Raw genomic sequence first — 12,080 nt, 5'->3', positions numbered from 1 at the left:
CCTCCCCCTCCGACCCGCTGCGCGGGCCACCTCCCCCTGGCGGGGGAGGATGGTTTCAGCCCCCTCTATCCTCCCCCGCCAGGGGGAGGTGGCGCCGGAGGCGACGGAGGGGGAGGTCGGCGAGCGGCCTGTAGTTTGGCCCTTCGGTCGATCGCGACCGCGAGAATCTGGCGGACGACGCCTTCGGTGTGGTTCCGTACGTCCATCGCCGTGTAGCGGAGAACGCGGACGCCTTGGGCTTTTAACCACGAATCGCGGGTGGCGTCTCGCTCCGGTCGGTCGCCACGGGCATGCGCTTCGCCATCGACTTCGATCGCGAGCGCGGCTGGGGCGCAATAAAAGTCGAGGATGTACGGGCCTGCCGGATGTTGCTTGCGGAAGCGCAGGCCGGCATCGTTCTTGCGGAGCGCCAGCCAGAGGGCGATTTCCGGCGGCGTCATTTCTTCGCGGAGGTGTTTGGCGTTCTGACGGCTGTTTTCGGAACCTTCCAGGCGCATCGTCTACCTCCCCCTCCGCCGCCTGCGGCGGCACCTCCCCCTGGCGGGGGAGGATTATTCGGCCGCCTCCCTTACGCCGCGAACGCCTCCGCCCCCACCGCATACAACGCCGCCGCCTTCGCCATCGCCGCCGCGCGCAGGCCTAGCGCTTCGGGGACGATCTGTTCGACATAGAAGCGCGCCGCGGCCTGCTTCATCTGGAGGAAGCCCGGTTCGCCGTCGCCCTGCGCCGCCAGCCGCCCGCTCTTCTCCATCAGCCAGCCGCACACCGCGACCGACAGCATCGTGAGGAACGGATAGCTCGCCGCCAGCCGATCGTCGGCGTCGGAGCCGAGCAAGTCGCGGCCGACGTCCTCACAGGCATCGATCAGCGCGCGCAGGCCCGCATCCTCGGCCTCGGCGCGCATGTCCGCCAGCAGGCCGAGCAGCGTCGCGCCATTGTCCATGCTCAGCTTGCGGCCGACCAGGTCGGCGGCCTGGATGCCGTTGGTGCCTTCGTAGATCGGGGTGATGCGCGCGTCGCGGAAATGCTGGGCGGCGCCGGTCTCCTCGATATAGCCCATGCCGCCATGGACCTGCAGGCCGAGGCTCGCGACTTCGTTGCCGAGATCGGTCGCATGCGCCTTGGCGAGCGGGGTCAGCAGTTCGACGCGCTTGTCCGCCTCCGCATCGCCGGCGCGGCCGCGATCGAGCTGGCCGAAGGCGTAATAGACCAGCGCGCGGGCCGCCTGGGTCTGCGCCTTCATCCGCAGCAGCATGCGGCGGACGTCCGGATGCTCGATGATCGCCGTCGGCGCGCCGCCGCGATAGCCCTGCACCCGCTCGCGGGCATAGGCGACCGCGCGTTGGGTGGCGCGTTCGGCGACCTGGACGCCCTGCAGGCCGACGTTCAGCCGGGCATTGTTCATCATCGTGAACATCGCGCGGATGCCGCCCAGCTCGGGGCCGATCAGCTCGCCGATGCAATCGTCGTTGTCGCCGAAGCTCAGCACGCAGGTGGGCGAGGCGTGGAGGCCCATCTTGTGCTCGATCGAGACGACCTTGATATCGTTGAAATCGCCCGGCGTACCATCCGCGTTCAGCCGATATTTCGGCACGAGGAACAGCGACAGGCCCTTGGTGCCGGCAGGAGCGCCCGGCGTGCGGGCGAGGACGAGGTGGACGATATTGTCGGCCATGTCATGGTCGCCGAACGAGATGTAGATCTTGGTGCCCTTGATCTTCCACTTGCCGTCGCCCGCCGGCTCGGCCTTGGTTTTCACTGCGCCAACATCGGATCCCGCCTGCGGCTCGGTAAGGTTCATCGTGCCGGTCCATTCGCCGGTGGCGAGCCTGGGCAGATACTGCGCCTGCTGTTCGGGCGAGCCGTGATGGTGCAGCGCTTCCACCGCGCCGACGGTCAGCACCGGGCACAGGCAGAAACCCATGTTCGCCGTGCCCAGCGTCTCGAGCACCGCCACCGACAGGCTGACCGGCAGGCCCTGGCCGCCATGCTCGGCGGGGGAGCCGATCGTGCCCCATCCGCCCTCGACATAGGCGCGGTAGGCTGCGGCGAAGCCCTCCGGCATCGTCACGCCCTGCTCGGTCCAGCGCGCGCCCTCGGTATCCCCCAATCGTTCGAGCGGCGCCCATTCGCCCGCGGCGAACTGGCCGGCGCCGTCCAGCACGGCATCGAGCAGGTCGGGCGTGGCCTCTGCGCTGATCTCGGACAGGCGGACAATATGGTCGAGCACGAAACGCTGCTCGGCGGTGGCGGGGGTGAACATCAGGCCTCTCTCTTGTGATCTTCTTTCCAGCACTATAGCGCCGTCGCCGTGACCCCAGCAAATCCGCGCATCTTACCCTACGGCGAGGCCGCCCTTGCGGAAGCGGCGGCGCTGATTCGGCGAGGCGAATGCGTCGCGGTGCCCACCGAAACCGTCTACGGCCTCGCCGCAGACGCCACCGATTCGGCCGCGGTGGCGGGGATCTATGCGGCCAAGGGGCGGCCCTCGTTCAACCCGCTGATCGTGCATGTCGCGGACATGGCAATGGCGGAGACGATCGCCCGGTTCGACGACGAGGCCCGGGCGCTGGCGGCGCGCTTCTGGCCGGGGCCGCTCACCATGGTGTTGCCGCTCGCGGAGGGTTCCCCGGTCGCCAGCCTGGTTACCGCCGGTTTGCCGACCGTGGCGCTGCGGATGCCCGATCACCGTGCGATGCAGGGGGTCATCCAGGCAAGCGGGCGGCCGCTCGCTGCGCCTTCCGCCAATGCAAGCGGCGGCATCAGCCCGACGCGGGCGGCGCACGTCGTATCCAGCCTGGGCGGGCGGGTGCCGCTGGTGATCGATGACGGCGCTACCGAAGCCGGCATCGAATCGACGATCGTCGATACGGTCCGTCGCGTGATCCTGCGGCCAGGCCCGATTCCGGCAGAAGCGCTGCCCGGCTATGGCACCGGGGCAACGCCCGGGGCAATCACGGCGCCCGGCCAGTTGGCGAGCCATTACGCGCCGTCGAAGCCGGTGCGGCTCGGTGCGACACGGCCTGTGCCAGGGGAGTGGCTGATCGGCTTTGGCGCGGTGGCGGGCGACGATACGCTTTCGGCGTCGGGCGATCTGGTCGAAGCGGCGTCCCGCCTGTTCGATGCGCTGCACCGGGCGGATGCCTCTGGCCGGACAGGCATTGCGGTGGCGCCGGTGCCGCACGTGGGACTCGGCGTGGCGATCAACGATCGCCTGGTCCGGGCCGCCCATCCGCGCTGACGATGCACTCGGCGATCGGTGCACGGCAATGGTTGACCGTCCTCGCCATCTATTGCTTCCGAGCCGGGCAATAATCGCGCGGCGCTGGAACCTAACGCGATCGCCGACCGATGCATCCGGCATATCGGGCGCTGATCCGGTGTCCGCTTTACCATAATGGGTACAAGAGAATATCTGCGCGCTTTACATGCAGGTCACGAACCATAAGGTAGCGCTCGTTCGGAAGTTCGCCAATAATAGGCGGCACGAAATCAAAGGTGGAGGAAGCGGATGGCGCTGAGCCTGAGCGCGGCGATGTAAACATCTGCCAGCGCCGGCGATTGCGATCGGAGGCTTCTTCTTCTTATGCGGAACCCGGATGTCCGCCGCTGCTGGCGCGAATGACCAGTGCGTCGGCTTCCTGCCGTGCGGCCGATTCTTTCGGCCGCACGGATGACGCCCCCCGTGGAGAGGGCGCGGCTTACGCGGCCGCGCCCTCTTTCACCTTCTCGGCGAAGCTTTTGCGCAGCTTGCGAAGCTTGGGCGGAATGACGGCGAGGCAATAGGGGTTCCGCTGGCCTTCGCCTTCCCAATATTCCTGGTGATAGTCTTCGGCGGGCCACCACGCGCCCAGCGGCTCGATCGACGTGACGATCGGCTGCGGCCAATCCGGGCGGGCGCGGTCAAGCGCCGCCAGCGCCTCGCGTTCCTGCTCCGCCGAGTGCGGAAAGATCGCAGAACGATATTGGGTGCCGATATCGTTTCCCTGGCGATTCAGCTGGGTCGGATCATGGGTAGCGAGAAAGATATCGAGGAGCTGGCCGTAGTTGATTACGTCGTTGTCGAAGCTCACGCGGATTGCCTCGGCATGGCCGGTAGTGCCGGTGCACACTTCCTTATATGTGGGATGTTCCTTGGTGCCGCCGATATAGCCGCTTTCGACTGCCTGCACACCGATCACGTCCTTGAACACTGCTTCGGTACACCAGAAACATCCCCCGGCGAGGGTGGCCGTCTCGATCGTCATTACGAGGAACTCCTTGCTTGTATCGCAAAGATAGGGTGGAGCGGAGTTGGAACAATGGGGGGTATCCGATGCGCAATGATACGGTGTTGGTGACGGGTGGTGCGGGGTATATCGGCAGCCATGCGGTGCTGGCGTTGCTCGACGCGGGATGGCGCGTGGTCGTCGTCGATAATCTCATTACCGGTTTCAATTGGGCTGTGGACTCGCGGGCGACGCTGGTGGTGGCGAATATCGACGATGCCGATGCCGTACGCGGCGCGATCCGCACGCACGGCGTAACCGCGGTGATGCATTTCGCCGGCTCCGTCGTGGTTCCGGAATCGGTGAGCGATCCGCTCAAATATTATCGCAACAATACGGCGGCCAGCCGCTCGCTGATCGAAAGCGTTGTCGCGGAAGGGGTGCGCCACTTCATCTTCTCGTCGACTGCGGCGACCTATGGCATCCCCGAGCAGGTTCCGATCCGTGAGGACAGCCCCAAGGCGCCGATCAATCCCTACGGCATGTCCAAGTTGATGACCGAGATCATGCTGAAGGACGTCGCTGCCGCGCACCCGCTGAACTATTGCGCGCTGCGCTATTTCAACGTGGCCGGTGCCGATCCGCAGGGGCGCAGCGGCCAGTCGACCGCAGGTGCCACGCATCTGATCAAGGTTGCTGTGGAAGCCGCCACCGGCAAGCGCAGCCATGTGTCGGTATTCGGCACCGATTTCGCGACGCCCGACGGCACCGGCGTGCGAGACTATATCCATGTCAGCGATCTCGCCGCAGCCCATGTCGATGCGCTCGACCTGCTGATCGCGCGGCCGGACGAGAGCCACACGTTGAACTGCGGCTATGGCCGTGGCTTCTCGGTGCTCGAAGTGCTCGATGCCGTCGACCGCGAGACCAACGTGACGATCGAGCGCAAGCTGGAAGGGCGTCGCGCCGGTGATCCCGATGCGCTGGTGGCGGACAACAGCGCAATCCTGGCGGCGCTGCCCTGGCGGCCGAAGCACGCCGATCTGAACGGCATCGTCCGCGATGCGCTCGCCTGGGAGCGCAAGCTCGCCGAAATGGGTCGATGATGCTTCGCTTCCTCCCCGGCAGCCGGGGAGGAAGCGATTGCTTCAGATATCCTGCACCAGCCGGCCATACAGTTCCGGCCGGCGATCGCGGAAGAAGCCGAAGGCGGCGCGGTGCCGCTTCACCCGCGCGATATCGAGCGTCGCGGTGATCACGCCTTCTTCCGTGCGGTCCAGTTCGGCGAGGATGTCGCCGCGCTCGTCGGTGATGAAGCTGGTGCCGTAGAAGGTCTGGCCATGCTCGGTGCCGACGCGGTTGGCGGCGATCACCGGCACGACGTTGGAGACCGCATGGCCCACCATCGCGCGGCGCCACAGCCGGGCGGTATCCAGGCTGTCGTCATGCGGCTCGCTGCCGATCGCGGTGGGGTAGAAGAGGAGTTCCGCACCCATCAGCATCATCGCGCGGGCGGTTTCCGGATACCATTGGTCCCAGCATATGCCGACACCGAGCTTGGCGCCGGGGCCGTCCCACACCTTGAAGCCGGTGTTGCCGGGGCGGAAGTAGAACTTCTCCTCATAGCCCGGGCCGTCGGGGATGTGGCTCTTGCGATAGACGCCGGAGACCTTGCCGTCGGGACCGATCATCGCGAGGCTGTTATAGTGGTGCGGCCCATCGGCTTCGAAGAAGCTGGTCGGGATGTGGATGCTCAGCTCGGCGGCGAGCGCCTGCATCGCCAGCACCGCCTTGTGCTCGGTCACCGGCTTGGCGTTGGCGAAAAGCCCCTCGTCCTCGACGCGGCAGAAATATTCGCCTTCGAACAGTTCGGGCGGCAGCACGACCTGCGCGCCGCGGCCGGCGGCCTCGCGGACCAGCTCGGTCACGCGGGCGATGTTCGCGTCGATATCGTTCGAGAAGGCGAGCTGCAGCGCGCCGACGGTGATTGCAGTCATGACGGTCCTCAGAGCGTGATGCCGAACCGGGCGAGCGCCGCGGCGGTCAGGAAATACAACAGGATCGTGAGCGCGATGCCGGCGAGCAGGGCGGGGGCGAAGCCCACCCCCGATCGCAGCAGCACGGGTACGAGCAGGAACATGGGGAGCGAGGGCAGCACATACCAGAAGGTCGCCTGGAGATGGTCCGCCACCCGCACCGGGTCCTGCGTGTCGCGCCACAGCCACAGGACCCCGAGCAGCGAGATCAGCGGCAGCGATGCGACCAGCGCGCCGAACGCGGGACTGCGCCGGGCGAGCATCGCCACGGCGGCGACGATCAGCCCGGATAGCAGCGCACGGACGGCGAAGGCAGTCACCCGATCGTCGGTATCTGCTGCGAGATGCAGTGGAAGCTGCCCCCGCCGGTGAGGATATGGTCCGCCCGCTGGCCGACGATGACGCGGCCGGGGAAGATCTCCTGCAACGTTTCGATCGCAGCCTGATCGTTCGGCTGGCCGTACAGTGGCACGACGACGGTGGCATTGCCGATGTAGAAGTTCATGTAGCTGGCCGGGATCACCTCGCCATCCTCATCCAGCACCGCGCCGGGGGAGGGCATCCGCACCAGCTCGACGCCGAATGCCTCGGCGCGGGCGACCGCATCGGCATATACGTCCGCGTTGGGATCGTCCTCGGCGGGCGTCGGGATCAGCAGCCGGTTGGGGCCGACGAAGCGGGCGAGATTGTCGACATGGCCGTCGGTATGGTCGTTGGCGAGGCCGTCGCCCAGCCACAGGACGCGGGTGTAGCCGAGGTCGCTGGCGAGCTTCGCCTCGATCGCGGCGCGGTCCAGGTCCGGGTTGCGGTTGGGGTTGAGCAGGCACTGTTCGGTGGTGACGCACAGCCCGGTGCCGTCGCCGTCGATCGCGCCACCTTCGAGCACCCAGCCATGCTTGACGGCGGCGAGACCGCGCCGCGCGGCGAGCCGGGCGCCGATGGTGTCGTCGCCTTCGAGGTCGTATTTGCCGCCCCAGCCGTTGAAGCCGAAGTCCTGCGCCACGCCGTCGCCGGTGACGATGCCGGCGGTGTCGCGCAGCCAGATGTCGCCGAACAGCTCGGTCACGACCTCGGCGGCGTCGCCCGCCATCGCCCTGGCGGCGTCGGCGGCGGCCTCATCGGCGGCGACGAGGATCACCCGCTCGCCGCGGCCTTCGGCATGGACGGCGCGGGCAAAGGCGATCACTTCCTCGCGCGCGGGCTCCAGATCTTCGAGCCAGAGATCGCCATGGCTGGGAAAGCCGATCCAGACCGCGTCGTGCGGTGCCCATTCGGGGGGAGGGGTACGAGTCATGGCGGGGGCTTTAGCCGCGTACGGTTACAGGGGAAAGGCCGGCCGTCCCCCCTAGCCGTCATCCAAGTGTAGGCGGGGATTCATTGGCCTGTGCGTTCGCAGCACGAGCCGCGCCGTCCTGGCAAATGGATTCCCGCCTTCGCGGGAATGACGGGGTAGAGAGGCGAGGGTTATTGCCCCGCCCGCGCCTTGTCGCGGACGCTGCGGAATTCGGCATTCTTGAACCAGTTGTGCCAGCTGCTGCCCTCGGCCAGTTCGCGGCCCGGGCCATCATAGATCCGCAGCAGGCAAGGGCAAGCAACGAAAAGCGCATGGCGTTCCTCCTGATGCGCCTGTTCTGGCAAGCCGGTCAGCCCTGGTTCAGCCCAATGAAAAAGGGCGGCCCCGAAGGACCGCCCCGTTTTCTCATTTCCCGAAGGAGCCGAATTAGCGCGAGTAGAACTCGACGACCAGGTTCGGTTCCATCTTCACCGGGTACGGCACTTCGTCGAGCGTCGGCACGCGGGTGAAGGTGACCTTCGACGCGCCTTCCGGCACGACGTAATCGGGGATGTCGCGCTCGGCCAGGCTCTGCGCTTCCATGACCAGCGCCATTTCCTGCGCCTTGCTGCTCAGGCTGATTTCCTGGCCCGGCTTGATGCGGCGCGAACCGATGTTGCACTTCTCGCCGTCGACGCGGACATGGCCGTGGTTGACCAGCTGGCGGGCCGCGAAGATCGTCGGCGCGAACTTGGCGCGGTAGACGATCATGTCGAGGCGCTGCTCGAGCAGGCCGATCAGGTTCTGACCGGTGTCGCCCTTCATGCGCGACGCGTCTTCGTACGAGCGCTTGAACTGCTTCTCGGTGATGTCGCCGTAATAGCCCTTGAGCTTCTGCTTGGCGCGCAGCTGGATGCCGAAGTCCGACATCTTGCCCTTGCGGCGCTGGCCGTGCTGGCCCGGGCCGTACTCACGCTTGTTCACCGGGGACTTCGGACGACCCCAGATGTTTTCGCCCATGCGGCGATCGAGCTTATGCTTGGCGCTGGAGCGCTTCGACATGTCAATTCCTTGATCAATTGCGTTGACGTTGACCCGGACGGCAAACCGCCCTGATCGCGATCCCGGTTTCGCCTGTGCTGCTCTTGTGGGAGAGCGCAGGGCCACCGCTTCACCGGGGGTGCGGGGCCAATTGCGAAGCGGCGCGCCTAGCGGGGCAGGGCGGGCGAGTCAAGCGCCTCACTCCACCCGGTGGCGCTTCCGGCCGTTGAGCGCGGACAGCACGCCGCGCAGCGTGCGCAACTCCTGACTCGACCAGCGCGGCTTGGTAAGCAGCGTCCGCAGCGTCCGCTTGGTCGAGGGCACCCGGTCCGGCGGGAAATAATAGCCGGAATCTTCCAGCATCGCATCGAGCTGGCCGATCATGCCGTCCAGCTCCTCCTGCGGGGCCGGGGGATCGAGATCAACCGCCGGTGGGCTCTCCAGTCCGACATGCTTCGACCATTCATAGGCGACCAGGATCACCGCCTGGGCGAGGTTCAGCGAGCCGAATTCCGGGTTGATCGGCACCGTGATGATCGTGCGGGCGAGCGCCACATCGTCGGTCTCCAGCCCCGAACGCTCCGGCCCGAACAGGATCGCGCTGCGGGTGGGCGCGCCGTGGATCTCGCGCGCGGCGACTTCGGGCGTCACCACCGGCTTGGTCACCCCGCGCTTGCGCACGGTGGTGGCATAGACATGGGTGCAGTCCGCCACCGCATCGGCGACGCTCTCGAATACCTGCGCCTTTTCGAGCACGATATCGGCACCACTCGCGGCGGGCCCTGCCGCGGGATTCGGCCAGCCGTCGCGGGGGCTCACCAGCCGCATCTCGGTCAGCCCGAAGTTGAGCATGGCGCGCGCGGCCTTGCCGATATTCTCGCCCAATTGCGGGCGAACGAGCACGATCACGGGGGGATTCAACTTTTGCCGACCTCGCTGACGTTACCGGCGAATTCCTCGAAATCCTTCGCCTCGCGGAAATCCTTATACACGCTGGCGAAGCGGATATAGGCCACCGAATCGAGCCCCTTGAGCGCCTCCATCACCAGCTCGCCGATGCGCTGGGAGGGGATTTCGCTCTCGCCCGTCGTTTCCAATTGCCGCTGGATGCCCGACACCAGCCGCTCGATCTGGGCGGGCTGGATCGGGCGCTTGCGGCAGGCGGTGGAGACCGAACGCATCAGCTTCTCGCGCTCGAACGGCTCGCGCCGGTCTCCGCTCTTCACGACGGTCAGGTCGCGCAGCTGGATGCGCTCGAAGGTGGTGAAGCGCGCACCGCACGCCTCGCATTGCCGGCGTCTGCGGATCGCCGCCCCGTCGTCGGTGGGGCGGCTATCCTTTACCTGGCTGGCTTCATTCGAACAGAAGGGGCAGCGCACTTAGCCGCCGTAGATCGGGAAGCGTTCGCACAGCGCGCGGACGCGGGCCTTCACATCGGCCTCGACCGCGGCGTCGCCCGCCTCGCCCTTGGTGCGCAGGCCGTCGAGCACGTCGGCGACCATGTTGCCGATCTCGCGGAACTCGGCCGGGCCGAAGCCGCGGGTGGTGCCCGCCGGCGAGCCGACGCGGATGCCGCTGGTCTTCATCGGCGGCAGCGGATCGTTGGGAATGCCGTTCTTGTTGCAGGTGATCGCCGCACGCTCCAGCGCCTCGTCGGCGTCCTTGCCGGTTACGCCCAGCGGGGTGAGGTCGACCAGCGCGAGGTGGGTGTCGGTGCCGCCCGAAACGAGGTTCGCGCCGCGCTCCTTCAGCGTCGCCGCCAGCACCTTGGCGTTCTCGACCACCGCCGCGGCATAGCTCTTGAACTCGGGACGCAGCGCCTCGCCGAACGCGACCGCCTTGGCGGCGATCACGTGCATCAGCGGGCCGCCCTGCAGACCCGGGAACACCGCCGAGTTGATCTTCTTGGCGATCGCCTCGTCATTGGTCAGGATCATGCCGCCGCGCGGACCGCGCAGCGTCTTGTGCGTGGTGGTGGTGACGACATGGGCGTGGCCGAACGGGGTCGGGTGGACGCCGCCGGCGACCAGGCCGGCGAAGTGCGCCATGTCGACCATGAACAGTGCGCCGACCTCGTCCGCGATCGCGCGGAAGCGGGCGAAATCGATGTGGCGCGGATAGGCTGAGCCGCCGGTGATGATCAGCTTGGGGCTATGTTCCTTGGCGAGGGCGAGCACCTGGTCATAGTCGATCAGGTGATCGTCGGGGCGCACGCCATACTGCACCGCGTTGAACCACTTGCCGCTCATCGCCGCGCGGGCGCCGTGAGTCAGATGACCGCCGGCATCGAGGCTGAGCCCGAGGATGGTGTCGCCCGGCTTGGTCAGGGCGAGCATCACCGCGCCGTTGGCCTGTGCGCCCGAGTGCGGCTGGACGTTGGCGAAGTCGCAGCCGAACAGCTGCTTGGCGCGATCGATCGCCAGCTGCTCCACCTCGTCGGACGGGTGGCAGCCCTGATAATAGCGCTTGCCGGGATAGCCCTCGGCGTACTTGTTGGTGAAGACCGAGCCCTGCGCCTCGAGCACCGCCTTGGAAACGATGTTCTCGGAGGCGATCAGTTCGATCTGATACTGCTCGCGGGCGAGCTCGTGCTCGACGCCGGCGAACACCGCGGGATCGACTTCGCTCAGGGTTTTGGTGAAGAAGCCATCCGGCTGAAGGCCTGCCGTAACGGGGTTGGTGCTCATGCGGGGCTCCTTTCGGGGTTGCTCAGCTTCTCCACGCGGCGAACGTGCCGATCGCCGAGGAAAGCCGTTTCGAGAAACTGGGTGATGCAGGCCTTGGCCATCTCGATGCCGACCAGTCGCGCGCCGAGCGCGATGACATTGGCGTCATTGTGCTGGCGCGCAAGGCCGGCGGAGAGCGGCTCGGAGACGAGCGCGCAGCGGGCGGCGGGGTTGCGGTTGACCGCGATCGAGATGCCGATGCCCGAGCCGCACAGCGCGACGCCGAAGGTCGCCTCGCCGGTCTCGATCGCCTTGCCCAGGCGATAGCCATAATCCGGATAATCGACGCTGTCCGGGCCGTTGGTCCCCAGATCGAGCACGTCGTGGCCGAGGCCACGCAACCAATCGGCGAGTTCTGCCTTCATGGCGAAGGCGGCGTGATCCGAGGCGAGGGCGATGCGGTGTTGCATGGCGGCCCTCTACGCGCGTGTGCGCCCGCTGGCTAGACACCCAGGAGACCATATGCCGAAGACTTTGTTCGTTCTGTTGCCTGCCCTTGCGCTCGGCCTTGCCGCCTGCTCGCCGAGCACCGAGGATCGCGTGGACAATTCGCTTGATCGCGCGGGCGATTCGCTCACCAACGCGGCAGACCGGCTGGGCGATCGGTTGGAGAACGGCATGGATCGGGCGCGCGACTCGCTCCGCCGCGATGCGGACAGAGCGGGCAACACCGTCGCCGAAGGGGCTGACGATGCCGGCCGCGCGATCGACAACACGGCGCGTTGACGCGGCGGCTTTTTGCCCGAGGATTGATTTCCTGGAGGTGCTGTCACAAGGCTGCAAAGCTTTTGTCACA

15 protein-coding genes are annotated in these 12,080 nt (G+C 66.9%); 3 read left to right on the top strand and 12 right to left on the bottom strand.

The features are described 5' to 3' along the window. Positions 1 to 65 precede the first annotated feature (65 nt). A complete protein-coding gene (locus DD559_RS11905; protein WP_116469368.1) occupies positions 66 to 497 on the bottom strand; it encodes an endonuclease domain-containing protein in 432 nt (143 codons plus the stop codon). Between the two features lie 71 nt (positions 498 to 568). Next, positions 569 to 2,263, bottom strand: coding sequence for an acyl-CoA dehydrogenase family protein (locus tag DD559_RS11900; RefSeq protein ID WP_116469367.1), 1,695 nt, complete (start codon positions 2,261 to 2,263; stop codon positions 569 to 571). Positions 2,264 to 2,311: 48 nt separating this feature from the next. On the opposite strand from DD559_RS11900, the gene DD559_RS11895 reads away from it, so the two are divergent. Next, a complete protein-coding gene (locus DD559_RS11895) occupies positions 2,312 to 3,241 on the top strand; it encodes an L-threonylcarbamoyladenylate synthase (protein ID WP_116469366.1) in 930 nt (309 codons plus the stop codon). 460 nt (positions 3,242 to 3,701) lie between these two features. Here the strand turns inward: DD559_RS11895 and msrA are convergent, their stop codons facing one another. Then, positions 3,702 to 4,247 (bottom strand): peptide-methionine (S)-S-oxide reductase MsrA, encoded by a 546-nt coding sequence (msrA, locus tag DD559_RS11890; protein ID WP_116469365.1) that lies wholly within the window; start codon positions 4,245 to 4,247, stop codon positions 3,702 to 3,704. Positions 4,248 to 4,315: 68 nt separating this feature from the next. On the opposite strand from msrA, the gene galE reads away from it, so the two are divergent. After that, entirely contained in the window at positions 4,316 to 5,314 is a 999-nt protein-coding gene (gene galE / locus DD559_RS11885) for a UDP-glucose 4-epimerase GalE (RefSeq protein WP_116469364.1), read from the top strand. A 42-nt stretch (positions 5,315 to 5,356) separates the two neighbouring features. Here galE and aguB read toward each other — a convergent pair whose 3' ends face one another. The 9 genes from aguB to rpiB all read right to left on the bottom strand — a co-directional run bounded on the left by aguB (position 5,357) and on the right by rpiB (position 11,694). Continuing rightward, positions 5,357 to 6,205 carry an N-carbamoylputrescine amidase gene (gene aguB / locus DD559_RS11880; RefSeq protein WP_116469363.1) on the bottom strand — a complete coding sequence of 283 codons (849 nt, stop codon included), beginning with the start codon at positions 6,203 to 6,205 and terminating at the stop codon, positions 5,357 to 5,359. Between the two features lie 8 nt (positions 6,206 to 6,213). Beyond that, a complete protein-coding gene (locus DD559_RS11875) occupies positions 6,214 to 6,564 on the bottom strand; it encodes a DUF3147 family protein (protein WP_116469362.1) in 351 nt (116 codons plus the stop codon). After that, positions 6,561 to 7,538: an agmatine deiminase family protein gene (locus tag DD559_RS11870; RefSeq protein ID WP_116469361.1), complete on the bottom strand. Its 978-nt coding sequence runs from the start codon at positions 7,536 to 7,538 to the stop codon at positions 6,561 to 6,563. Before DD559_RS11870 ends, DD559_RS11875 begins: the two co-directional genes overlap by 4 nt. A gap of 170 nt (positions 7,539 to 7,708) precedes the next feature. Beyond that, entirely contained in the window at positions 7,709 to 7,882 is a 174-nt protein-coding gene (locus tag DD559_RS19835) for a hypothetical protein (protein ID WP_165830935.1), read from the bottom strand. Between the two features lie 82 nt (positions 7,883 to 7,964). Beyond that, positions 7,965 to 8,579 carry a 30S ribosomal protein S4 gene (rpsD, locus tag DD559_RS11865; protein ID WP_116469360.1) on the bottom strand — a complete coding sequence of 205 codons (615 nt, stop codon included), beginning with the start codon at positions 8,577 to 8,579 and terminating at the stop codon, positions 7,965 to 7,967. A 177-nt stretch (positions 8,580 to 8,756) separates the two neighbouring features. After that, entirely contained in the window at positions 8,757 to 9,479 is a 723-nt protein-coding gene (locus DD559_RS11860; RefSeq protein WP_116469359.1) for an RNA methyltransferase, read from the bottom strand. Then, the gene (nrdR, locus tag DD559_RS11855; RefSeq protein WP_064311935.1) at positions 9,476 to 9,937 is read right to left on the bottom strand and encodes a transcriptional regulator NrdR; all 462 of its coding nucleotides are present in this window, start codon (positions 9,935 to 9,937) and stop codon (positions 9,476 to 9,478) included. The genes DD559_RS11860 and nrdR overlap by 4 nt, the downstream gene beginning before the upstream one ends. Next, on the bottom strand, positions 9,938 to 11,245 hold the full coding sequence (gene glyA, locus DD559_RS11850; RefSeq protein WP_116469358.1) for a serine hydroxymethyltransferase: 1,308 nt from the start codon (positions 11,243 to 11,245) through the stop codon (positions 9,938 to 9,940). It abuts the gene before it with no gap. Next, positions 11,242 to 11,694, bottom strand: a complete 453-nt coding sequence (rpiB, locus tag DD559_RS11845; protein WP_116469357.1) for a ribose 5-phosphate isomerase B — start codon at positions 11,692 to 11,694, stop codon at positions 11,242 to 11,244. The genes glyA and rpiB overlap by 4 nt, the downstream gene beginning before the upstream one ends. Positions 11,695 to 11,746: 52 nt before the next feature. On the opposite strand from rpiB, the gene DD559_RS11840 reads away from it, so the two are divergent. Beyond that, complete coding sequence (locus DD559_RS11840) at positions 11,747 to 12,010, top strand: hypothetical protein (RefSeq protein WP_116469356.1); 264 nt, start codon at positions 11,747 to 11,749, stop codon at positions 12,008 to 12,010. Positions 12,011 to 12,080: the final 70 nt, after the last annotated feature.

It is taken from the genome of Sphingomonas pokkalii (assembly GCF_003096275.1).
GTDB lineage: Bacteria > Pseudomonadota > Alphaproteobacteria > Sphingomonadales > Sphingomonadaceae > Sphingomonas > Sphingomonas pokkalii.
Note: the sequence above shows the minus strand (reverse complement) of the source record. Positions and strands in the feature narration are given on the sequence as shown.

Coding starts and splice junctions, on each gene's coding strand:
- glyA (WP_116469358.1), bottom strand. CDS start 11,245: ATGAGCACCAACCCCGTTACGGCAGGCCTTCAGCCGGATGGCTTCTTC.
- rpiB (WP_116469357.1), bottom strand. CDS start 11,694: ATGCAACACCGCATCGCCCTCGCCTCGGATCACGCCGCCTTCGCCATG.
- DD559_RS11870 (WP_116469361.1), bottom strand. CDS start 7,538: ATGACTCGTACCCCTCCCCCCGAATGGGCACCGCACGACGCGGTCTGG.
- rpsD (WP_116469360.1), bottom strand. CDS start 8,579: ATGTCGAAGCGCTCCAGCGCCAAGCATAAGCTCGATCGCCGCATGGGC.
- DD559_RS11840 (WP_116469356.1), top strand. CDS start 11,747: ATGCCGAAGACTTTGTTCGTTCTGTTGCCTGCCCTTGCGCTCGGCCTT.
- DD559_RS11905 (WP_116469368.1), bottom strand. CDS start 497: ATGCGCCTGGAAGGTTCCGAAAACAGCCGTCAGAACGCCAAACACCTC.
- msrA (WP_116469365.1), bottom strand. CDS start 4,247: ATGACGATCGAGACGGCCACCCTCGCCGGGGGATGTTTCTGGTGTACC.
- galE (WP_116469364.1), top strand. CDS start 4,316: ATGCGCAATGATACGGTGTTGGTGACGGGTGGTGCGGGGTATATCGGC.
- DD559_RS11900 (WP_116469367.1), bottom strand. CDS start 2,263: ATGTTCACCCCCGCCACCGCCGAGCAGCGTTTCGTGCTCGACCATATT.
- aguB (WP_116469363.1), bottom strand. CDS start 6,205: ATGACTGCAATCACCGTCGGCGCGCTGCAGCTCGCCTTCTCGAACGAT.